At 62.7% G+C, this 22627-nt stretch carries 16 protein-coding genes and 4 pseudogenes; 12 read left to right on the top strand and 8 right to left on the bottom strand.

The window, feature by feature from the left end:
- Positions 1-20 precede the first annotated feature (20 nt).
- Positions 21-761 (top strand): annotated as a pseudogene (tnpC, locus tag HAP54_RS19440) (IS66 family transposase); the annotation flags it as partial.
- Positions 762-1187: 426 nt separating this feature from the next.
- Here the strand turns inward: tnpC and HAP54_RS19445 are convergent.
- A complete protein-coding gene (locus HAP54_RS19445; protein ID WP_224741864.1) occupies positions 1188-2105 on the bottom strand; it encodes a hypothetical protein in 918 nt (305 codons plus the stop codon).
- Positions 2106-2899: 794 nt separating this feature from the next.
- A complete protein-coding gene (locus tag HAP54_RS19450; protein WP_339156846.1) occupies positions 2900-5164 on the bottom strand; it encodes a helicase-related protein in 2265 nt (754 codons plus the stop codon).
- Between the two features lie 408 nt (positions 5165-5572).
- Between HAP54_RS19450 and HAP54_RS19455 the strand changes: the two genes are divergently transcribed.
- The 4 genes and pseudogenes from HAP54_RS19455 (at position 5573) to HAP54_RS19470 (ending at position 9938) form a co-directional block, all read left to right on the top strand.
- Positions 5573-6916: an IS1380-like element ISBdi2 family transposase gene (locus HAP54_RS19455; RefSeq protein WP_166204320.1), complete on the top strand. Its 1344-nt coding sequence runs from the start codon at positions 5573-5575 to the stop codon at positions 6914-6916.
- 876 nt (positions 6917-7792) lie between these two features.
- Positions 7793-8473: pseudogene (locus tag HAP54_RS19460) on the top strand (CHASE3 domain-containing protein); the annotation flags it as partial.
- Positions 8474-8557: 84 nt separating this feature from the next.
- A pseudogene (locus HAP54_RS19465) lies at positions 8558-9296 on the top strand (sensor histidine kinase); the annotation flags it as partial.
- 108 nt (positions 9297-9404) lie between these two features.
- Positions 9405-9938 carry a VOC family protein gene (locus HAP54_RS19470; protein WP_248114481.1) on the top strand — a complete coding sequence of 178 codons (534 nt, stop codon included), beginning with the start codon at positions 9405-9407 and terminating at the stop codon, positions 9936-9938.
- 86 nt (positions 9939-10024) lie between these two features.
- Here HAP54_RS19470 and HAP54_RS19475 read toward each other — a convergent pair whose 3' ends face one another.
- Positions 10025-10699, bottom strand: coding sequence for an HAD family hydrolase (locus HAP54_RS19475; RefSeq protein ID WP_166302822.1), 675 nt, complete (start codon positions 10697-10699; stop codon positions 10025-10027).
- A gap of 351 nt (positions 10700-11050) precedes the next feature.
- Here HAP54_RS19475 and HAP54_RS19485 point away from each other — a divergent pair, with 351 nt between their 5' ends.
- From HAP54_RS19485 to HAP54_RS19495, 3 genes and pseudogenes are all read left to right on the top strand, one after another.
- Positions 11051-12553: a DUF1800 domain-containing protein gene (locus HAP54_RS19485; RefSeq protein WP_224742058.1), complete on the top strand. Its 1503-nt coding sequence runs from the start codon at positions 11051-11053 to the stop codon at positions 12551-12553.
- 41 nt (positions 12554-12594) lie between these two features.
- Positions 12595-13824, top strand: coding sequence for a DUF1501 domain-containing protein (locus HAP54_RS19490; protein ID WP_166302825.1), 1230 nt, complete (start codon positions 12595-12597; stop codon positions 13822-13824).
- 169 nt (positions 13825-13993) lie between these two features.
- A pseudogene (locus HAP54_RS19495) lies at positions 13994-14980 on the top strand (IS30 family transposase); the annotation flags it as partial.
- Between the two features lie 29 nt (positions 14981-15009).
- On the opposite strand, the gene HAP54_RS19500 reads toward HAP54_RS19495, so the two are convergent.
- The 3 genes from HAP54_RS19500 to HAP54_RS19510 form a co-directional block, all read right to left on the bottom strand.
- Positions 15010-15885 carry an aldo/keto reductase gene (locus HAP54_RS19500; RefSeq protein WP_166302828.1) on the bottom strand — a complete coding sequence of 292 codons (876 nt, stop codon included), beginning with the start codon at positions 15883-15885 and terminating at the stop codon, positions 15010-15012.
- A 277-nt stretch (positions 15886-16162) separates the two neighbouring features.
- Complete coding sequence (locus HAP54_RS19505; protein ID WP_166302831.1) at positions 16163-16624, bottom strand: GNAT family N-acetyltransferase; 462 nt, start codon at positions 16622-16624, stop codon at positions 16163-16165.
- A 90-nt stretch (positions 16625-16714) separates the two neighbouring features.
- Positions 16715-17530 carry a PAS-domain containing protein gene (locus tag HAP54_RS19510; protein WP_166302834.1) on the bottom strand — a complete coding sequence of 272 codons (816 nt, stop codon included), beginning with the start codon at positions 17528-17530 and terminating at the stop codon, positions 16715-16717.
- Between the two features lie 208 nt (positions 17531-17738).
- On the opposite strand from HAP54_RS19510, the gene HAP54_RS19515 reads away from it, so the two are divergent.
- Positions 17739-18092, top strand: a complete 354-nt coding sequence (locus tag HAP54_RS19515; protein WP_166302837.1) for a DMT family protein — start codon at positions 17739-17741, stop codon at positions 18090-18092.
- On the opposite strand, the gene HAP54_RS19520 is transcribed toward HAP54_RS19515, so the two are convergent.
- Together HAP54_RS19520 and HAP54_RS19525 are read right to left on the bottom strand one after the other, a co-directional pair.
- Positions 18089-18244 carry a hypothetical protein gene (locus HAP54_RS19520; protein WP_165127744.1) on the bottom strand — a complete coding sequence of 52 codons (156 nt, stop codon included), beginning with the start codon at positions 18242-18244 and terminating at the stop codon, positions 18089-18091. The two genes, HAP54_RS19515 and HAP54_RS19520, sit on opposite strands and share 4 nt — an antisense overlap.
- Before the next feature lie 417 nt (positions 18245-18661).
- Positions 18662-19312 (bottom strand): glutathione S-transferase family protein, encoded by a 651-nt coding sequence (locus HAP54_RS19525; RefSeq protein WP_029083466.1) that lies wholly within the window; start codon positions 19310-19312, stop codon positions 18662-18664.
- A gap of 602 nt (positions 19313-19914) precedes the next feature.
- On the opposite strand from HAP54_RS19525, the gene HAP54_RS19530 reads away from it, so the two are divergent.
- The 3 genes from HAP54_RS19530 to HAP54_RS19540 all read left to right on the top strand — a co-directional run bounded on the left by HAP54_RS19530 (position 19915) and on the right by HAP54_RS19540 (position 22627).
- Positions 19915-21117, top strand: a complete 1203-nt coding sequence (locus HAP54_RS19530) for a pyridoxal phosphate-dependent aminotransferase (protein WP_166302840.1) — start codon at positions 19915-19917, stop codon at positions 21115-21117.
- Between the two features lie 246 nt (positions 21118-21363).
- A complete protein-coding gene (locus HAP54_RS19535) occupies positions 21364-21888 on the top strand; it encodes a DUF992 domain-containing protein (protein ID WP_166302843.1) in 525 nt (174 codons plus the stop codon).
- A gap of 259 nt (positions 21889-22147) precedes the next feature.
- On the top strand, positions 22148-22627 hold the full coding sequence (locus tag HAP54_RS19540) for a DUF992 domain-containing protein (RefSeq protein ID WP_166302846.1): 480 nt from the start codon (positions 22148-22150) through the stop codon (positions 22625-22627).

Consider the following 22627-nt stretch of genomic DNA (forward strand, 5'->3'; position numbering starts at 1 on the left):
CGGCCGCCCTCGGACGGATACGACGAGGCGAGCATCCACAGAGACATCTGGCCGCCTTCGCCGGCATCTTGCAGGCGGATTGCTACAGCGGCTTCGAGCCGCTGTTCGACCCGCAGAAGAAGGCGCTGCCGATTACGCCGGCGTTTTGCGTGGCCCATGCGCGGCGGGGCTTCTTCGAGCTGGCTGATATCGAGAAAAATGCTCGGGAAGGCAAGAAAGGCAAACCGGTCTCCCCGATCGCGCTGGAGGCTGTCAGACGCCTCGATACGTTGTTCGAGATCGAGCGCGCCATCAACGGCCGCGGTGCCGGCGAGCGGCGTGCCGCTCGCCAGGAACAGAGTAAGTCACTTCTCGAGGACATGCATGCCTGGCTGCTCCGCGAGCGCGAAACCCTCTCGCGTTCCTCCGAGGTCCTGAAGCCGATTAACTACATGCTCAGGCGCTGGGACGGCTTCGCCCGCTTCCTCGACGACGGCAGGATCTGCTTGACCAACAATTGCGCTGAGCGCGCATTGAGGGGCATCGCCTTGGGAAGGCGCAACTGGACCTTCGCCGGCAGCCAGCGCGGCGCCGACCGTGCCGCCATCATGCTGACGATGATCACGACCTGTCGCCTCAACGACGTCGATCCCAAGGCCTGGCTCGCCGACGTCCTGGCCCGTATCGCCGATCATCCCGCATCGCGTCTGCACGAGCTCTTGCCCTGGGAATGGAAGCTCCTGCGCCAGGCCGACAAGCCAGCCAATCAGCAGGCCGCCTGACCTTCACCCTTCACCCAATGCCATCATAGACCTCGCCGTGCCCGCGCGCATGCGTCAATCAGGCGGCCTCCGTCGTATGCGTACCCAAGAACCCAGAAATAGACGTCATCACCGTCGTTGAGCGGCTTATAGACGAAGGATTTGGTCCGGCTAACCTGTTGGTTCTGTGCGCCTCGGCGAATACGGCCGCCCGGCTAAGAAGCTTCACAGTGGGGCCTTACTCATTTGGCCAATGGGGCAGTCGAGGCATCGCGGTTGAAACTATTGCGCGATTCAAAGGGCTCGATTCAGAGGCAGTTGTTTTGCTACTCGATTCCTCCGAAGGCGCTAACTCAGAGAAGATGTTGGCCTATGTTGGGATGAGCCGTGCTCGAACTGTCCTTGTTGTTATTGGACATGGCAAACAGCGGAACGCCTGAATTGGACTCATGTGGCCGCTGTTAAATCAAAGTAGCCGGTGCCCCCCGCGAGCACGGAACGTTCAAGCATCGTGTTGAACATGCGGCAAGAAGGCTCTCCAAGGTGGAGGCAAACGGCACAGGCGCCTCCGTTGTCGGAGCAGCCAGGATCAAGAGCGCATCTTTGCTCATCTTCGACCAACCCGTCCAGTAATGTGTGCAAGTCGCTTTCAAATAGCGCCTGAAGTCCTCCCAAGATGAAATCGCCCTTTGCAGCCGAGTACACGAAAAAGCCAAAGCAGTAAGGTAGCACTAGCTCGGAAAGGGCGCTTCTTTCGATACCGGAGAACACCGCCGCTCTCTTGATGAAAGCGTGAGCGAACGAGTGGACCAATGTCACCAATAGGCGATCCGACTCATTGGTTATGGTGTATTCACCGGAAGGCCCTGCCAAATCTTCCAAAACAGCTATGGCAGCTTCCTTCGAGTTGGTGGCTGTCGTCAGTTGCCGTCCACGTTGAACCATCCACTTGTGGATGTACAACGGATCCAAACGAACAAAGAGGGCCTCCGTTTGTACCAGTTCACCGTAGACGGTGTAATCGCCGTTGGTTTCTCGGTAGGTTCGTAATCTGCTTTTTCCAGGAGTGGCTTCTCCACGCGTGTATCCAAACTGCCCTGTTAGCACAGGGAATCGATCAACCAATTCTACTCGTTCGATACCCGCACGCCTGAGGATGGCCGGATAGGTCCGTTCATAGAGCTGCTTTGTTTGGTCTCCTACCGCAGCTTCTATCATGTCGGAGACAGTGATCCTGCTCTCAAAATTAGCCAACGCTATTTGACGCGCTTCGCGTTGGGCGCGTTCCTTAGCAAGTGGTGCCAAATTCGCGGCTAATGCCGGCTGCCTAGCCTGTGCGGGCATAGCGGCTACCATGGCGGCCACTGTTGCTTCGTCGAAGCCACGCTCCCTCAGCATTCGACGCAGAGAGTCCGAATCTGTAGCGGCGGGCGCATCTACGAGACTTCGGCCCCGCATCCCATCCAGAATCCATTCTAACGCTCTTTCGCCACCTCCTGCGGCTTCAACACGCTGTAAGACCTCTCGTTTAGGCGGATTGATAAGTACTACACCGCGAGGTTTGAACACGTTGCCGGAACGGTGGACCGTGAATGAGAGGGCGCCGCCCTGATCACAATCACATGCTGCCCCAAATCCACGGTGAATCGTGTCATTGCAAACCGGGCAATAGAAAACCAATTCCGTTGCCAAAGCTGTGCCCGGCAGCCTGACCGCGCGTTCACCGTGTTTCGGGCACCTTCTAACGTACGGCGTCTTCAACGCGCCGCATGCCTGATGATAGCCGACGAAAGGCAGTTGCCCGCGTCGTGTGGTAGAACCGCATTGGCACCGGCCGGTTGGCGTATTGTGAAGCCGCTTGCAACGTCGGCAAAGATATAGGCGTGGGAACGGCTCGCACCAAATTCCACGCTCCTTGTTCACTGACTTCACGCGTACCGCTCGATTCCTGAGCAGGTCTGCCACGAAGCCACCATCCTCATCCTCGGCCGACCAAGGATAGGCCGCCCGAATGAGTTCCTCGCGTAGAGCTTGCGGATCTATTGCGCTCTCGACGCGTGCGTCGGTCCATCGCCGTACTTTCCAAATCCCGCCGGCGGCGTCTACGGTTTGCTCCGGTAAATGACCAAACAGAATTTGTGAATTGCTTCTTGTTTCCCTCATTGGCTGCTATCCCCAGAAACGGGCGATTGTTCTTCGACGTCTCGTAAAGACAGCATCGCTTGGCCGGTAGGAGACAAGTCGGAAATAAAGCGGGTATCGGCAGGGGGCTCTCGAAGGTTCCTGCTAAAGCCTTCGAACCAGATGTCCACCTGATCATTCAAGAATTCGTCAAGTTCGCCTAATCCCAGCGCCCGCTTTATGGCGTCGCAGTCTTCTTCTAAGAGAGTGGGCCGTTCTCTAACCAAAGCGTTTAGATGACGTGGAGTCGTTAACGACGATGAAGAACTGGGCTCATGTATGAGCTGAAGGCGAGCCAGTTCCAAGCCTGCCAACGTGCGCTCCAAGACGCGCCGGCTCTTGCGCGTGATCGGTATCGCCTCTACGAATCGGTCACCGTGCGAAACAAATTCCGCAAATGATCGATATACGCTTGCGTCTCGTTCGCGTGTCATTTTTGGCACAACGATGACAAGGGCCGGCCATCGACGGCCGACGCGCGCAGTTGCTTGTATGAATTCAGCAACGCCTAACGGCAGAGCCATCATGATCATCACATTTAGTCGATCGATATCGACACCGTGCGACATCATTGACGAGGCAGCGATCAAATGCAGCCGCTTATCGAATTCTTGCTCAGGATTTTCCAATCGATCAAGGATTTCTCTCACATTCTCAAAACCTGTTCGCCCGGTCAGCGACTCAATGTTGGGCGGAGGCTCAAGGCCCGCATACTGAGTTTCGGAAGAACGAACTACCGCGTCCAGGTCTTGTAGAGTGTTCCCATAAACGACGTTGGTTCCGTATGTGCTGACAAGGAACTCGCGATATGCCGGATCAATCTGAAGTTCCGAGCAAACCGTCTCCGGCTCGGTCAGTAATCTGCGAATGGCAGACTGCAACGTCACGATGAGCCGGTCGACCACGAACTCCACGGTTAGCTGCCTTGGAGCAAGAGCAATGTATCGACGCATCAGTTCCGCAGAATCGGATGTCCAGAATCCCTTTCCATCCTGAGGCGCAGGTTGCGGAAATACTCTAGCAGCGCGACGGTACAGCACCGAAACTTGCTTCTCGTATCCCGTCAACGTCGCAGAAGACGCGAGAATTTTTGCTCTCGTCCCAGTCAACTCTTCCTGCATGCTGTCAAGTGCAGCTTCGTAGTGCGCGTCGACCGCTCCCAAGCTGTCTCGAAGCAAATGAAGCTCGTCTTGAAGCCGGAAGGTCGGTGCAAAAAGCGTTGGATTTAGTGGCGGTTCTATCGGATCGCCACCAACGCAATCGGGTACAAGGCACCCGTTCTTGCGGTCAGACCTTTTGGCATAGGTGTAACCGTGGCCGGGCTTCGTGCAGAGACCCCAAGGTGGCCCAATGAGACCCCGCATGCCCGACTGACGAGCGATATTCGCGGCTTTATCAAGTGTTCCTACAACAACAGTAGGGAGAAAGCGCCAAATCTCATCATCCACGACATAGAGAGGAAGCGGTTCCTCTTTGGAGTCACACTGTTGGTTTGAGCACACGTGCACTAATCGCCAGAACTTTCGATCAAAACTCGTGGTCACCGTCCGTAAGCGGCAAAAGGGGCAGGTCTCAATAATTCGAAAGGCATTGGGTGTATCGTCTATTTTATCTGCATCCCACTCCCCTTCGCGAAGAGCCTCCTTCCTAACCCTGTTTGGGGTTGCCGTCCCCCCAACCAAAAAGCCCAGCGAGAATGGATCGCCATCGATGTTCTCTTCGCGTCGAACGGTTTCGGCGGCTGCGAGGGCATTTGCAAAACGTTGGGTTTGTTGCAGGGAGAGAAGCCTTAGGGGAAACCGTGACCAAGCGGTTATTCCGGATGATTTGCCGCGTAAGCGATCAAGAAGTGCAGCCGTAATCAGCAATCCGAGGTAAGTTTCGGTCTTGCCGCCGCCAGTGGCAAACCAAACGATATCGACGATATCAGCTTCCTGCGACGGCTCGACGAGACATCGTATGTTCGCGAGCAAAAATGCAATCTGGAAAGGTCGCCAACTCTCGTACTTACCTCTTGCGGAGATTTGCATCGCTCGATTCATAAGGCGGAATGCTAGCTGGAGTTGGGAATCGCCCTTCAAGAGGCTGAGCCCCTCTTGAACACGAGACATCTCTTTCTCGAAGTCAGAAGCCGCTCTTGTCGCCTCATTCCGCATGCCCTCGGACCAGCCTTCGGAGTTCGCTCGCGCCTCAAGTACGTTAGTCGCCCAAGAACCAATCGCCCACGTTTCGAACTCGGACACGAGCAGTTCGCAGGACCCAATAGGATCAATTGAAAGTGTTTCGAACTTTAAGTCGGGCGGTTGTGAAGCAGGGGTCCAGTAAGATGGGCGCATTCTTGATGTGTTCGGTGCATCAGAGGTCCTAAGTCCGCTTTCAATAGCTTCAACCCCGCAGTTGATGCCAAAAGCCAAGACGCGTCGGTCATACCGAAAGCTGTCAGGCAATGAGTCGAGTTCAAATGGTTCATAATCGAGCCCTTCGACTGCCAGAGAGCACTGAAAAAGACGTCCGTTAGCGACGCCACTAGCCCGTCTTATTCGTCAGAGTGCGCCTGAGAGGCTGGCGAGCGTGGTGTAAAGCGCTGATGCGGCGTAGGATTCGGTTGCAAAGCCAACCCCATCACCTCAACCGCGAACGCCAGGCCCGCCATGACCGATGATACGATTCTGCCCTTCTCGTTTCCAGCCGTTCACGCCAAGAAAGTCACAGCTGCCTTCGATGGCGGTCGGCTGACCTCGAACGGGGGCGTGATGCTTCTGGCGATGGCCGAGCGGCGTCTCGGCTTGGCCGACAATTTGGCCCGGGTGTTCCCGGATCGGCGCGATCCGACGCGGGTCGTGCACAGCCTTGTCGATATGTTCCGCGCGCGCATGTTCGCGATCTGCTGCGGCTACGAGGACGCCGACGACCTCGATCATCTGCGGTCCGATCCCGCATTCAAGCTGGCCTGCGGACGGCTGCCGGACACGGGTCGCGATCTGTGTTCCCAACCGACGCTGTCGCGGCTGGAGAATGCTCCGCGCCTGCGCGACGTGATCCGACTGACCTACACTTTGGTCGACGCATGGATGGATAGCTACCCGCGCGAGCCGGCATCCGTCACGCTCGACATCGATGATACCTGCGATGTCGTCCACGGCCATCAGCAGCTCTCGCTGTTCAACGCTCATTATGACGAACGCTGCTTCCTGCCGATCCACGTCTACGACACGGAGAAGAGCCGGCCCGTGGCGGTCGTGTTGCGGCCCGGCAAGACGCCGGGCGGCGTCGAGGTGCGTGCCCATCTGCGCCGCCTGATACGGCATATCCGGACGCGGTGGCACAACACGCGAATTACGTTCCGTGGCGACGGGCACTATGCCCGGCCGGAGGCAATGGCGTGGTGCGAGACCAACGGCATCGACTACATCTTCGGTCTGTCCGGCACCAAGCCGCTCGCCAGAAAACTCGACGAGGCCGCCGACGACATCCGCACGCGACGCGCCATCGAGAACCTGCCGGTTCTGCGTGGCTATACCGAGACGCGCCACAAGGCCAAGTCCTGGGATCGCGAACGGCGTACCGTCGCCCGTATTGAGGCGACGATGCTCGGCCTCGACATCCGTTTCGTCGTCACCAGCCTCGATGTCGGCTCGGCCGAGTGGATCTACGACAGCCTGTATTGCGCGCGCGGCCAAGCCGAGAATCTGATCAAGCTGCATAAGACACAGCTCGCCTCCGATCGCACCAGCTGCCGTTCGGCGCTCGCCAATCAAGTCCGCCTCGTTCTCCACACCGCCGCTTATTGGCTGATGCTGACCGTGCGCGACGCGATTCCCAAAGCCCGGGAATTGGCCACAGCCGAGTTCGCGACGCTGCGTCTTCGTCTCTTGAAACTCGCTGCCCGTGTCGTCGAGACCACGAGCCGCATTCGCCTTGCGTTTGCCGCGGCATGTCCCGAAGCCGACCTGATCCGCGGCTTGCCAGGCGCGCTGCTGCCTCTCGGTCCTTGACCGGCGGGGCGTCCGCCCCCCGTTCGCCCAACCTACACCTCAAGCGCGTTGCAAAGTACGGGTCGGTCAGGCGGTGAAAAGCCGAAGGCAATCCCGCGCGCCTCGTCAGAGCAGATGTGCGGCCACATCAATCGGACTAAAAAAAGCACTCTCACGAATAGGACGGGCTAGATCACCCGCCCAAGCCCAAGCGGGCGATGACCATCACGGCATATCCGCTTCGGGGTAGGGGCCGATGGGACGTTCCTGAGTTTCGTCTGCCTTGCTTCCCAAAGCGGACGTTCGCGGCTCATGCGGGCGGGTCTACTTTGGGCACATCCGGACTCATGCACCGCAGCAAATAGCTGCTTCGTTCGATTACGTGGTGTCGAAGCAGCGAAGGCGGGTTGGGCTTAGCCCAAACTTAGTGCCGAAACTGCCGTGCTGCTTGGGCATATCCAGTCCGGCGTTCGGGCGGAATTGGATATCGCGCCGTACCCCGAGCGAGTATCAGGCGCACGTCGTCGCCAAAGACTTGCTCCAGAACGTCCTGTTGCGCGGGACTTCCTCCGAGACGGTGCATCCTGTCGAGGATCGGTTTCATGAGGTCAACGGCACGGGAGTGTTCACCTCGCCGATTCGCCAGCACCCCCTCAGATATGGGCAAAGCTATAGTTCCAACGACGACGGCCCCCGTCGCCAAGACCGAACGAGCGCATCGCATCAAGCGTCCCACTGGCGCGGAACTTGCGGACGCGCCACTTTGCCCTATGGCCACTCCATTGCTAATGCCCTCGCTCGGGGACAATCTCGACTAAAAAGCTGGTCATTCGGTGGATTTCGGCTTTCGAGGATCATGTGTCCGCTTTTCCGAATTTGCAGATCTCACACAAGCTCATGGTCGCGTTTGCCGCAGTAGTTGCGATCATATTTGTGAGCAGCGCGATCGTATACGACAGGCTTCGCGTGATCGAAGCGGCCAAAATTTTGCGGGTTCACACCACTGACGTGTTGGACACGCTAGACATGGCACTGGAGGCAATGTTGGATCAGGAAATCGGTGTGCTCGGCTATTTGCTCACCGGCGACCAGAAATTTTTGGAGCCCTATCATAAGGGCGGCCAAGTCTTCGGCGTGGCGATCCGGAGGCTAAGGGACCTCACCTCGGACAACCGCGCTCAGCAGAGCCGGCTTGATGAATTAAACGAGCTGGCGACGAAGTGGCGCTCGGAGGTCGCCGAGCGGAAGGTCGCGCTGATGGCGAACCCAAAGACTCGCGAGGAGGCACACTCGGTGACGGCCTCGGAGGTCAGCAAAACCGCAATGGACCTCGTCCGCGGCAAGCTGGACGAAATCGACACGGTTGAGCGCGACTTATTGGCAAAACGCGACGTCGTGCAGAAACAGGCGTACGCGACTGCATACGCAATGACCATTCTCGGCGGCGCAGCCTCGCTCATGACCGCAGTGCTGATGGGCGTTCTACTCACGCGCACCATCACGATGCCGATCACCCGCATGACCAGCGCCATGGCAGCACTGGCCAGGGGCGACACCAGCATCGCCGTCCCCGGGGTTGGCCGGGGCGATGAAATCGGTGCGATGGCGGCGGCGGTTCAAGTGTTTAAAGAGCGCATCATCGAACGCGAGCGGACCCAGGCAGAGCTCGCGCACTTCAATCGCATCGCGACGGTGGGGCAGCTGACGGCCTCGATTGCCCATGAGGTCAATCAGCCGATTTCCGCGGCGGTCACCAACGCCGAGGCGGCTCTGCGCTGGTTGGGTGCCCACCCGCCCAACCTCGACGAGGTCCGTCAGGCCCTCACCTGGATCGCCGCGGACGGGAAACGGGCCGGGGACATCATCAGCCGGATCCGAGCCCTGATCAGGAAGGCGCCACCGCCCAGGAGCCGTTTCGACCTCAACGAAGCCGTCCTCGACGTCATTGCCCTGGTCCGGAACGAAGTGCTGAGGCATCGCGTCTCGCTGCAGACGCAACTCGCCGGGGACTTGCCGCAGATCGAAGGTGATCGCATTCAGCTGCAGCAGGTGATCCTCAACCTGATCGTCAATGCCGTCGAAGCCATGGCCAGCCTCGACGAGGGGGAGCGGGAGCTGCAGATCAGAACCGAAGCGGACGCCGTTGGCGGCGTGCTCGTCAGCGCGCTGGATTCCGGCATGGGATTCGAAGCGTCGAGCGTGGACCACATCTTCGAAGCCTTCTACACAACCAAGCCCCATGGCATAGGCATGGGCTTGGCCATCTGTCAGTCGATCGTCGCGGCGCACGGGGGACGGATGCGCAAATAAACCTCGGGGCGCCATATTTCAGTTCACCCTACCTCCGAAGCAGGCCGGGACTGCTTCCGCCGAGCACGATGGCCAAATGCCGGTGGGGTGAGGTTGCGGATCTGGGGGAGCGAAAGCGTTGTTAGCGACGGCAATGTCTGCTGCGGTCGCCTTGCGCTCGGCCGCCCAGATCAGGTCGGGCTTGTCCCGTTTCAGCCAGATGACAGATTCCGAAATCCTCGCGCACAGCTTCAAGCTGGGCGATGCGCAGGAATTGGTCGCGCGGCAGCACGGGTTCGAGAGCTGGCAGGCGCTCAAGACAGGATCCTTGACCATGACCGATCGTGCAGACGTTCAATCGACCAGACCCTTCATCACCGCTGCCGAGCCGCAGCTGTTCGTGGCCGATATCAATGCGGCGTGCGACTTCTTCGTCGGCAAGCTCGGCTTCACCGTCGCCTTCACCTATGGCGAGCCGCCGTTCTACGCGCAGGTCGTGCGCGACGGAGCAAAACTCAATCTGCGCTGCGTCGCGGCGCCGCTGATTGACGGCGCGCTGCGCGATCGCGAGCAGTTGCTGGCGGCGTCGCTGACGGTCGCCAGCGCCAACGAGATCAAGGCGCTGTTCCTGGAGTTTCAGGCGGCTGATGTGAACTTGTTCCAGACGCTGAAGCGGCAGCCATGGGGCGCGCGGGATTTTATCGTCAATGATCCGGACGGCAATCTGCTGCTGTTTGCCGGGCCCGCTGAATAGCCTCCGTCATTACGAGCAGCGAAGCGACGAAGCAATTCATGTATCCAGTGGATAGGTGGATTGCTTCGCTTCGCTCGCAATGACGGCTAAAGCGCGCCGCGCTCCTGCAGCAACACCAGCACCGCATTGAGGTCCGGCAGCACGGCTGCGCATTTCGCCCGCGTCGCTTCGGTCGGCGGCGCCATGTCCGGCACCATCAGCGTGATGGCGCCGGCGGCGTGGGCGGCAGTGACGCCGTGGTTGGAATCTTCCACGGCGATGCAGGCCTGTGGCGTTACGCCGAGCCGCGCCGCTGCCTTGAGATAAAGCTCGGGGTCCGGCTTGCCTTCGGCGACGTCGTCAAGCGTCAGCAGCGTCTCGAAACGGTCGCGAATGCCGGCAAGCGCCAGGTTGCGCTCGGCCGAGCGGCGCGAGGACGAGGTGACGATCGCCATCGGGCGTCCCGCGGTGGCGATTGCATCCAGCAGATCGAGCGTGCCGGGCTTGAGCGGCAGGCCTGACCGCATCATCCGATCGCGATGTTCGAGGAAGGCGCGATTGACGTCGTCGAGCGGAAACGCCGCGCCGTAGTGGCCGCGCAGCATCGCCTCGCAGACCGGGCCGGGCAGTCCGACCATGGAATGGCACAGCGCAACGACGTCATCGGTGTAGCCGCATGCGTTCAGCGCCGCGACCAGGCTGTCGAAGTAAACCTTCTCGGTGTCGAGCAGCGTGCCGTCCATGTCGAGCAGGACGGCGTCGACGGCCCAGCGTGCGTTCACGTTGCGCCCACCGTTGCCTGCTGCTTCGCCAGTTTCCGTAAGCATGAAGGGCACAGGCAGTCGCCGCCGTCGGTCGGCAACGGCAGGCGAAAGTCTTCGTCGGAACACCAGCACGGTCCGCCGAGCGAGCAGGAGAAGTCGCTGCCACATGCCGTGCAGGCTAGCCGGCGCGGCGACGTTTGTTCGGAACGATCGTTCGACGAGAGGTCCATTTCTAACCGCGATTTAATGCGCGAATTAATCTCGGGTTCATCCCGAACCGCGCAATGATGCCGTGCACTGATATAGCCGGGATCGGCCGCCAAGGGAATTGCTGAGGACACTGTGATGGCCCGTGATTAGCACGCCGCGCTGGTTGCCCTCAACCGGTTTGGATTTGGCGCCCGCGGCGGGGCGGCCGGCGACTTCATCAACGCGGCCTCCGATCCGCGCGGATTCGTGCTGGCGGAGCTCGCGCGTCCGAACGGTGCGCTGCTCGAAGTGCCCGGCCTGCTCTCGACGCCGGAACTCGGCAAGCAGGTGTTCGACTATCAGTTCGAGATCCAGCAGGCGCGCAACGCCGCGAAGGCCGCGCAATCCGGCGCCAGCGAGACGCCGCAGGGGCCGGACCCAAAGCCGCAGCAGCGGCGCAATCTGTCGCTCTCTTCCGCCGCCAAGGAGATCGATCCTGCGATGCAGGCGCAGGCTGTCGACAACGCCAATGCGGCGATGACGCCGTCGCCGACGATGCAGCCTCCGACGATGCAGCCATCGGCAGCTCCACCCAAGCCGCCGGGGCAGCCGCTCAACATCATCCAGAAGACGTTCCGCGCCGAGGCGCTGGCGCGGCTGCAGCGCGGCGTGGTGGCCGATTGCGGCTTCGTCGAGCGGCTCGTGGTGTTCTGGTCCAATCACTTCTGCATCTCCGCCAACAAGGGCGCGCTGGCGCGGATGTGGGCCGGTTCGTTCGAACGCGAGGCGATCCGCCCGCATGTGCTTGGCCGCTTCGGCGACATGCTGAAGGCCGTCGAGCAGCATCCGGCGATGCTGTTCTTCCTCGACAATCAGCAATCGCTGGGGCCGGAGTCGCGCGCCGGCATCAACCGCAACCGCGGCCTCAACGAAAACCTCGCCCGCGAGATCATGGAGCTGCATACGCTCGGTGTCGGCGGCGGCTACACCCAGGACGATGTGACTTCGCTGGCGCGGGTCATCACCGGCTGGACCTTTGCCGGCCGGCAGGGCCAGCTCGGCACGCCCGGCAGTTTTGTGTTCAATGCCAATGCGCACCAGCCCGGTCCGCAGCAGGTGCTCGGCAAGACCTATGCGCAGGCCGGCGTCGCGCAGGGCGAGGCGGTGCTGTCCGATATCGCGCGGCATCCGTCGACGGCAAAATACATCGCGACCAAGTTCGCCCGCCACTTTGTCACGGATGATCCGCCGCCGGCGCTGGTGGCGAAGCTGCAGGATACGTTCAGCAAGACCGACGGCGATCTCAGGGCGCTCGCCACCGCGCTGGTCGGGTCGAATGAAGCGTGGCAGGCGCCGCTGACGAAGATGCGCTCGCCCTACGAATTCCTGGTCGCCTCCGGCCGCCTGCTGGCGCGCAATCCGGAGGATCCCGGCCGCTATCTCAACGGGCTCAATGTGCTCGGCCAGCCGCTGTGGTCGCCCGCCGGGCCGAACGGTTTCCCAGACACGAGCGCGGCCTGGGCGGCGCCTGAGGGCCTCAAGCTCAGGCTCGATATTTCGGCGCAGCTCGCCTCGCAACTCGCCGACCGGTTCGATCCGCGCGATCTGCTCGAGCTGGTGGTGGCGGATGCCGCCTCGCCGGAGACGCGGCGCACCATCGAGCGCGCGGAATCGCGGCAGTAGGCGCTGGCGCTGCTGTTGATGTCGCCCGAATTCCAGAGGAGATGACGATGGATTGCTCCGAGAGCCTGATGCTGCAGGCGACGTCGCGGCGCGCGCTGCTGCTCGGCGGCGCTTCCTTCGCTGCCTGGGCCTATTTGCCGAAATTCGCGCGCGCTGCCGATGGCCGCGATCCCCGCTTCATCGTCGTGATCCTGCGCGGCGCGCTCGACGGCCTTGCCACCGTCGCGCCGATTGGCGATCCCGACTACGCCGCCCTGCACGGTGCGATCGCGCTGAAGGCCGATGGGCCGAACGCGGCCGTGATGCTGGATCCGTTCTTCGGCCTGCACCCGGCGATGCCGGAATTCGCGCGGATGTATCGCGCCAAGCAGGCGGCAGTGGTCCATGCGGTGGCGACTTCCTATCGCGACCGTTCGCATTTCGATGGCCAGGATGTGCTGGAGAGCGGTTTCCCCGGGCCCGGCCGGGTGCAGTCCGGCTGGCTCAATCGCGCGCTGGAGGCGCTGCCGAAAGGCGAGCGGGTGACGAGTGCGCTCGCGGTCGGCCCGACCACGCCGCTGGTGTTGCGCGGCGCGGCGCCGACCGTCGGCTGGGCGCCGACCGCGCTGCCACAGGCCGCCGACGACACCGCGATGCGGCTGCTCGATCTCTACCAGCACCGCGATCCGACGCTGGCGAACGCGCTGACGCAAGGTCTGCAGCTCGAGAAGCAGGCGCAGGGCGACGAGATGAAGCCGAAGCCCGGCGCGGGCGGCGTGGCGGCGATGCGGCTGGTGGCGCGCGGCGCCGCCAAGCTGATGGCGGCCGATGACGGCCCGCGGATCGGCGCGCTCGCCTTCGACGGCTGGGACACGCATGCCAACGAAGGCGGGCCGGTCGGCCGGCTCGCGCAGCTGCTCGGCGGGCTCGACGGCGCGCTGGCGGAATTCCAGAGCGGCCTCGGCGCGCGCTGGCGCGACACCGTGATCCTGGTCGCCACCGAGTTCGGCCGTACCGCGCGCATCAACGGCACCGAGGGCACCGATCACGGCACCGGCACCATCGCACTGCTCGCCGGCGGCGCGGTGAACGGCGGCCGGATGATCACCGACTGGCCGGGCCTCAAGCCGGCCAATCTCTACCAGGCCCGCGACCTCGCCCCGACCACCGACCTGCGCGCCGTGATCAAGGGCGTGCTGCACGACCAGTTCGGCCTCAGCGAGCGGGTGCTGGCGGAGACGGTGTTTCCCGACAGCGCACCGGCGAAGCCGATGAAGGGATTGGTGGTGTAAGGGCTGACCTCAGCAACGGTGTCGTCCCGGCGAAGGCCGGGACCCATAACCACCGTTGCAATTTTTCGAGCACGCTGGGGCCACAGCGCGCCATAACCACGCGCATTTGTGGTTATGGGTCCCCTGAGTTCACAAACGAAGTGCAACACTTCCTTGAGGAGGTGTTGCGATGGGGCGGAGTTACGAGCAGCTATCCCTGGACGAGCGATGCGAGATTGCCCGGCTTTCGGCCAATGGCAGCTCGGTCCGGCAAATCGCGGCAGCTCTGGATCGCTCGCCATCAACGATCTCTCGGGAGCTGACCCGCAATCGAGGCGTCCAGGTCGGCTACAAACCCAGCTATGCCCAGCAACAGATGCGAGCACGGCGCTGGACGGGCGTACGCCTCGAACGGGAGCCCGGCCTGCGCCGTGCGGTGTTGGAACGCCTGGGTCGGGGCTGGTCGCCCGAGCAGGTCGCCGGCCGGCTGGCCCGCGAACACGGCCGCAAGGTGATCTCCCACGAGACCATCTACCGCTTCATCTACGCCCAGATCCGACGCACCTCGGACTTCAGCTGGCGGCGTTATCTGCCGCGCGGCAAGAGCAAGCGCGGTTACCGCGGCAAGAAGGGCGGCAGCCCCGCAAGCTTCATCGAAGGCCGTGTTTCCTTGGATCAACGGCCTATCGAGGCCGCCGATCGCAGCACTCCCGGTCATTGGGAAGCCGACCTGATGATGTTCTCCAAATACGGTCAGGCCGTCCTGACTGTGCATGAGCGCACCTCGCGCCTGCTGCTCGGCATCCGCCTCGCCAGCAAGGTTGCGCGCGGGGTCGCCCGTCATCTCGTTCGCTTGTTCGCATCCCTGCCACAGGACCTGTGCCAGACCGTCACCTTCGACAATGGCACCGAGTTCGCCTGCCACACGGCGCTGCACCGCCTCGCGATCGAGACCTTCTTCTGCGATCCGCACGCGCCCTGGCAGAAGGGCGGCATCGAGAATGCGATCGGTCGAATGCGGCGCTTCATCCCGCGCAAAACCGACCTCGCAACCCTCCCGACCCGCCGCTTCCATCAGTCCTTCAACGCCTACAACAACACCCCGCGCAAATCTCTTGACTTCCAAACTCCCGCCGAGGCCTTCTCCCAAGTGTTGCACTTCGAGTGTGAATCCACCTCCCGGCCTTCGCCGGGACGACGACGAAATTACTTCGTAATCCTATCGATCTCCGCCATCTCGTCCGCGCTCAGCTTCCAGCTGATCGCTTTCACGTTCTGCTCGATCTGCTCGGGACGCGTCGCGCCGGCGATCACGCTTGCGACTTGGGGGCGCGCGGCGAGCCAGGAGAAGGCGAGCTCCAGCATGGTGTGGCCGCGCTCTTTGGCGAAGACCTGCAGCTGCTCGACGATGTCCTCGTTGCGCGGCGTGACGTAGCGATCCTTCAGGGCCGGCGCCTTGGCGAAGCGGGTGTCGGCGGGCGCAGCAGTGCCGCGCTGGTACTTTCCGGTCAACAGACCGCTGGCGAGCGGGAAGAACGGCAGCAGGCCGAGATTGTACTGCTGCGCCGCGGGCAACAGATCCTTCTCGATGCCGCGCACCACGAGGCTGTATTCGTCCTGGCAGGAGACGAAGCGGTTCACGTTCATCTGGCGCGCGACGTATTCCGCTTCCGCGATCCGCGCGCGCAGCGTCTCGTCGATCGGCGTCAGCGGATCGTAGTCGTGCTGCTGGTAGAGATCGATGTAATCGGTCTTCAGGCGGGTGAGGCTCGCTTCGACCGCCGCCATGATGTAGCGCCGCGAGGCGCCCTGCCTGGTGCCGTCGGTCGCCATCGGCTTCGAGTATTTGGTGGCGAGCACGATGTCCTTGCGGCGGTCGCCCAGCACGGTGCCGAGCACGGTTTCCGAGCCGCCCATGCCGGCATAGATGTCGGCGGTGTCGAACAGGGTGATGCCGAGGTCGATCGCCTTGTGGATCACCTTGCGCGAAGTTTCCAGATCGGTGCGCTGGCCGAAATTGTTGCAGCCGATGCCGACCGCGGACACGCGCAGGCCGGAGCCGCCGAGATTACGAATTTCCATGAGATAATCCTGTGGGATAGGCGAGGGGACGGCGCGCATAGTGGCGTGCACGCCGGAGCGCGGCAAGGTGCCGACCTACCGCGGGTGACGCATGGCACCTATCACGCACGGCAATATCGCAAAAAAAAAGCGGTCCCGGTCAGACGCGGCGACTGACGGGGACCGCTCGGGGCGCAGGATCTGAGACGGGGGGCCTGATCTTACGCGAGCGAAGCCTAGCCGGGCTTTGTAACGCGCCGGTGACATCCCGGTTAATCCACAGGTTGCGCAACGGTGCTCAGAGAATCTTGCGGTAGATCACGAAGCCCGGCCTGTCGGCGACCTTGTCATAAAGCTGCATCGCGGTGTGGTTGGTCTCATGCGTCTGCCAGTAGACGCGCGGCGAACCCACCAGCTTCGCCTGCGTGTAGACGCCGTTGATCAAGGCGCGGCCAACGCCCTTACCGCGCGCGGCCTCGCTGGTGAAGAGATCCTGCAAATAGCAGGTCGGCGCGATCGCCGTGGTCGAGCGGTGAAACAGATAATGCGTCAGCCCTAGCAGTTTTCCGCCGGCGTCGGCAACCAGCGCATGCACCGGCTCATAGGCGTCGAAGAAGCGCTCCCAGGTCATCGCGGTGATCTCGGGCGCGAGCGCCGTCGGTCCGGACCGCTCGTGGAAGGCATTGTAGCCGTCCCACAGAGGAAGCCATTGGGCGTAATCGTCGCGCGTGACGAAGCGGATGGTGACGTCGTCGGACATGAATGATCCCGCGTTGCGCGATGCGTGCGCATCGCTTGGCACGTTCTACCGTCGCTGTGGAGCCGGATCAATTGCGGAGGAAGTCGCGCTTCACTCGGCGGCGCGGAGCAGCCGCGCCAGATGGCGTTCGCGCCCGGCGCGCTGCGCCCGGTATTCGTCGGCCTTGGCGGGATCGTCGGTGTGGCGCACCAGGTCCGTCACCGGCGTGTAGCTCAGCATGCGGCCGCCGTCGGGCAACGCCGTGCAGCTGAAGCGCAGCACCTGGCCGTCGGCGAGATTGAGGTTGATCGGCGTGGAATCGCCTGCGCGCATCATCTCGATGCGCTTGGCAACGAATGCACTCAGTTCGTCTTCCGGCAATTCATAGGCGCCGGTGTCGCGGCCGTGATACATCAGCGCGACGAAGGGCGGCTTGCTCTCGGCCTGCGCATCCGACAGCGCGAAATAATCGCGGAAGGCGCGGTTGATGAACTCGGCGCGGGTGTCGACGTCGAGCAGCACGATGCCGATGTCGACCTGGTCGAGCGCGGCGGCGAGCCGGGCCGCGGTGGCGTGATGCTGCTGCTCCGCGGCAAAGGCATCGATCCATTTCTGCCGCAGCATCCCGGTGATCAAGGCGGTGCCGGCCGTCGTCGCGACCAGCATCAGCATCCGCGCGACGTCGGCGGTGTCATAACCGGGCAGCGCACGATGATCGAGGAAGAACAGCGCCGAGGCGACGACCGCGATCGCGGCGGAGATCAGCCCGGAGGTGATGCCGCTGACGGAGCTCGCCAGTGCCACGATGCAGACGAACAGCGGCGCGGGATTGGGGACGGCGACGATCAGGCGATCGATCAGGAAGGCGGCGAGCGCCGTGATCGCCGTCAAGGCCGGTCCTGAAATTGCACGCCAGTCGAACCGCATGCTCGTTCTCATGTCTCTCAAACGAACGATAAAGCCGTAGTTTGACGACAGAGCCGCAATGGTGCCGGGATTTTGCCCCCGACCGTTAAGGTGGCCTTGTCCCATCCGAACCAGCTTTCGCTGCTTTCAAATCAAATGATATGCAGATCGGCATGGAACCCGGTTTCGTGCCTGCGGGTTACCGCCTGCTTTGCTCAAGAGGACATCGATGCCCACCATTTCGCCTTCGCTGCTGCCGATCCTGATGCTGTTCGCCTCGAACGTCTTCATGACCTTCGCCTGGTACGGCCATCTCAAGTTCAAGGATCACTCGCTCCCGATCGTCATCATGGTGAGCTGGGGCATCGCCTTCTTCGAATACTGGCTTGCGGTGCCGGCCAATCGCTGGGGCAGCGCGGTCTACTCGGCGGCGCAGCTCAAGACCATGCAGGAGGTGATCACGCTGGTCGTGTTCGCCGGCTTCTCGGTGCTGTATTTGAAGGAGCCGCTGGGCTGGAATCACGCGCTCGGCTTTGCCTTCATCGCCGCCGGCGCGTTCCTTATCTTCCACAAATGGGGTTAGTTGTGCGGGGCCGGCTTGGCGGCAGGCGCCGTGAGCTGCGCAGGGTGCGCGCGGTCCTCGCCCTGGGTGCCGGTCACGATCAACAGCGAAGCGGCCAGCAGGATCGCCGCCGACAGCGTCACGGTCACCAGTCCGACGGGGGTCTTCAACATGTCGCGCCGCTGTCTCTCCCGCGCCTTGCCGCGGATCAAGGTGCCAAGTGGAATTGCTTGATTACGCCGGGAACGCCGTTGCCATGCTGATGTTGCTCGACAGCACCGTGACGGCGACGACCAGGCACAGCGTCAGCGCGCCAAGCGCGGCAACGCCGCGATCGCGTGGGTCAGCCGGGACGATGCCACTGGGGCAGGGCGGCCATGGAAGCCTGCCGTGCCGGACCACCGTGTCATGGTGTAAATCCCTCAGGCCGCGAGCGAATCACTCGCGACATCCGAGCAAATCTGCCCGTTGTCACCGGCAAGATTGCGGCGGTGACGCCCCCCGAAAACGGCAGAAATACGGCAACGACGAGGGGTTTGCCCGCTATTTGGGCAGTTTCCCCGCTATTCCCGATATTCAGACCCGGTTGTTCAGACGCCTGCCGCGAGGCGGGCCTCAGGCTCGGCATCGGTCCCGGGCCGCCAATCCATCGAGACAAATCCGGGGGTCTGCTCGACCCGTTTCAGCCAGGCGCGGACCGACGGAAAGGTCGCGAGGTCGAAGTCGCAGCGGTCGGCGACATGGGTGTAGCCGTACAGCGCGATGTCGGCGACCGTGAACTGGTCGGCGGCGAAATAGGCGTGCCCCTTGAGGTGATTTTCCATCACCTGCAACGCGGCGTAGCCGCGCTCCATCCAGTCCTCCAGCGCGTGCGTCTGCAGGTCGCGCCCGCCCTTGACCAGCGACAGCCAGAAATAGGCGGCGCCGATGTTCGGCTCCAGCGCGTGCTGTTCGAAGAACATCCACTGCAGCGCCTCGGCGCGCTCGATCCGCGACTCCGGCGCCAGCGGCGTGCCGATCGCAACGTACCAGAGGATGGCATTGGACTCGGCGAGATGGCGGCCGTCGACTTCCAGCAGCGGCACCTGGCCGCTCGGATTCTTGGCCAGGAATTCCGGGGTGCGGCTCTCGCCGCGCAGGATGTCGATCTCGATCGCCTCGTACGGCGTGTTCAACACGGCGAGCGCCAGCCGGACCTTGTAGCTGTTGCCGGAGCGCTGCATCGAATAGAGCTTGTACATTGCGTCGGTGTTCACTCGGTGCGTCGGGTTCACTTGGTCTGAGACGGTACGCTTGAAAAATTGCGCGGCCTGTCACACCGCAACGCGCTTAAACAATGATGCCGACAGCGGTGCGTCGCAAGCCCTGCACAGTGGAAAAAGTCGAAACGTCTACCGCACTGCACGCGTTCAGAACGATTCCATCAACACGGCGCAACAACTCGGATCACGGCTGCGCGACGCTGTGCACGGTGCCGGTCGATGCCGTCGCGGACGCGCGGCAATTCACAACCGTTAACGCGCGACAGGGCCGCCGGACTGCGCGCCGTCAGCTCTGCGAGGTGGGCGCCACGCGGCACCTTGTCCTCGGAGCAATCCGCGCGGGCGCAGGCCGCCGGAAGCCTTGCCGGCGAGGCTGCAGCGGCCGCCGTCGGGCTTGCCGGATATGAGCCATTTGGCTCCGGAACTTGCGGAATGTTGCGCGCGTTGCGGGCCAAGCGCGAAAGTTTTCGTGCTTTGCCGCCAAGCTTCTTGCGATGCAGCGGCGACAGGCCTAGGGTGCCGCGATCCCATTCAAATCAAGTCGTGGCCGAACGGCTCACGACGTTTGCCAGGAGATGATTATGGCCTTCCTGTCCGCTGCGCTCGACCGTGTGAAGCCGTCCGCGACGATCGCGGTCACGGACAAAGCACGCGCGCTGAAAGCCGCGGGCCGCAACGTCATCGGCCTCGGTGCCGGCGAGCCGGACTTCGACACGCCCGCCAACATCAAGCTGGCTGCGATCCACGCCATCGAGGCCGGCAAGACCAAGTACACCGATGTCGGCGGCATTCCGGAGCTCAAGGAAGCCATCATCAACAAGTTCTCGCGCGAGAACGGCCTGAGCTACAAGCCGAACCAGATCATCGTCGGCACCGGCGGCAAGCAGGTGCTCTACAATGCGCTGATGGCGACCATCAATCCGGGCGACGAGGTGATCATCCCGGCGCCGTACTGGGTCAGCTACCCCGAGATGGTGGCGCTCGCCGGCGGCGAGTCGGTGCCGGTGATCTGTCCGGCGTCGAGCGGCTTCAAGCTGCGCCCGCAGGATCTCGAGAAGGCGATCACGCCGAAGACCAAGTGGGTGATCCTGTGCTCGCCGTCGAACCCGACCGGTTCGGCCTACACCAAGAGCGAGCTCAAGGCGATCACCGACGTGCTGGTCAGGCACCCGCATGTCTGGGTGATGACCGACGACATGTACGAGCACCTCGTCTATGACGACTTCGTCTTCACCACGGCGGCGCAGGTCGAGCCGAGCCTCTACGATCGCACGCTGACCGTGAATGGCGTGTCGAAGGCCTACTGCATGACCGGCTGGCGCATCGGCTACGCCGGCGGCCCGGCGCAACTGATCAAGGCGATGGCGACGATCCAGTCGCAGTCGACCTCGAACCCGTCGTCGATCGCGCAATGGGCTTCGGTCGAGGCGCTCAACGGACCGCAGGACTTCATCGCTGCGAACAACAAGGTGTTCAAGGAGCGCCGCGACCTCGTGGTGTCGATGCTCAACCAGGCCAGCGGCATCGAGTGCCCGCGGCCGGAAGGCGCGTTCTACGTCTATCCGTCCTGCGCCGGCACGATCGGCAAGACGGCGCCGTCGGGCAAGGTGATCGACAACGACGAGACCTTCGTCACCGAGCTGCTCGAGAGCGAGGGTGTCGCCGTGGTGCAGGGTTCGGCGTTCGGTCTCGGACCGGCGTTCCGCATCTCCTACGCCACCAAGACGTCCGATCTCGAGGACGCCTGCAAGCGCATCCAGCGCTTCTGCGGCAATCTGCGCTAGTCGTTACGAAACTCAGGAAACGCTCCTGCACCAGGTGTGGGAGCGTTTCTATTTGTGTGCGCAGATCGCGCGCCGGTAAATTCGACGAGTCAAATCACATCCCGCTCATCTCACGCGCGTGTGCGCGAACAACGATGCCACACGCGCGAAGTTTTTAGGGCGTCTTTGCGGACTGCCTTGTTTTGGACACGAGCCTTCCCTTCTGTCCGCCGCGCTAATTCAGTTCATCTTGCGGAGACAGACCAAATGCGACTTTCGACTCTCACCCTTGCAGCGCTTGCGTTGCTGGCGCCGTTCGCCACCGCCAATGCGGCGCCCGAGGTTCAGGCCGGGGTCCTGCAATGCCAGGGCGGCGAGAATGTCGGCTTCGTCGTCGGCTCCGTCGCCCGCCTCGAATGCGTGTTCCAGAGCGCCAACGCCCGCCGGCCGGAGCCGTATGTTGCGACCGTGAAGCGGATCGGTCTCGACCTCGGCGTCACCGCGACGACGCAGCTCGCCTGGGCCGTCAGCGCGCCGACCACGCAGCTCCCGCGCGGTGCGCTCGCCGGCAGCTACGGCGGCGTCGGCGTCAACGCTTCGGTCGGCCTCGGCGCCGGCGGTAACTTCCTGTTCGGCGGCCCGAACAACGCATACGCGCTGCAGCCGATCAGCGTGCAGGGCCAGACCGGCCTCAACGTCGCGGCGGGCATCGCCGGCATCGATCTCGGGCCGGTCAGCCTCGCTGGTCCGCGCCGTCATCATCATCACCACCGTCATCACCACCACCACTAAGCCGGTCGGTGTTTGATCAAAGGGGCCCGCGAAAGCGGGCCTCTTTTTTTGCGTCTGTCGTTTGTTGTGTTTTGCGCGGCAGGTTCTGCACGGCAGCGGGATCATAGCAACATCGCCACATCCCGTAACAATCGGTGGCCGGACACCGCAAATTCTGGCTGTGCATCCGATGTTATGGCATAGGAAGCGACAGGCGCCGCAGACACGGCGCCGTTCTGTTCTCTGCTCGCGTCACGCCTTTCAGCCGGAGACCTCCAACATGCGTCGCTTCATCCTCCTCGCCGGTGCCGCCCTCGCCTCGCTGGCGATCGTTGGCGCCAACGCCCAACAGCCGATCCAGCGCGTGCAGGTCGGTATCCTGGAATGCCGCGGCGGCGCGAGCGTCGGATTCATCGTCGGCTCCGTGACCAATCTCGGCTGCGTGCTGCGCGTCGATGGCGCGCCTGAGGACCGTTACATCGCGACCATTCGCAAGGTCGGCATCGATCTCGGCATCACCCAGGAGTCAGCGCTGGCCTGGGGCGTCTACGCGCCGGTGGCCCAGCTTGGGCCTGGCGCGCTCTCCGGCAACTACGCCGGCGCGCAGGGCAGCGCGACGCTCGGCGTTGGCGTCGGCGGTAACGTGCTGGTCGGCGGTTCCGACAACACCATCGCCTTGCAGCCGCTCAGCGTGCAGGGTCAGGTCGGCGTCAACATCGCCGCCGGGCTCGAGAGCCTGGAGCTGCGTCCGGGGCGCTAA

Origin of the sequence: Bradyrhizobium sp. 2S1 (assembly GCF_011516625.5) — a bacterium.
GTDB lineage: Bacteria > Pseudomonadota > Alphaproteobacteria > Rhizobiales > Xanthobacteraceae > Bradyrhizobium > Bradyrhizobium septentrionale.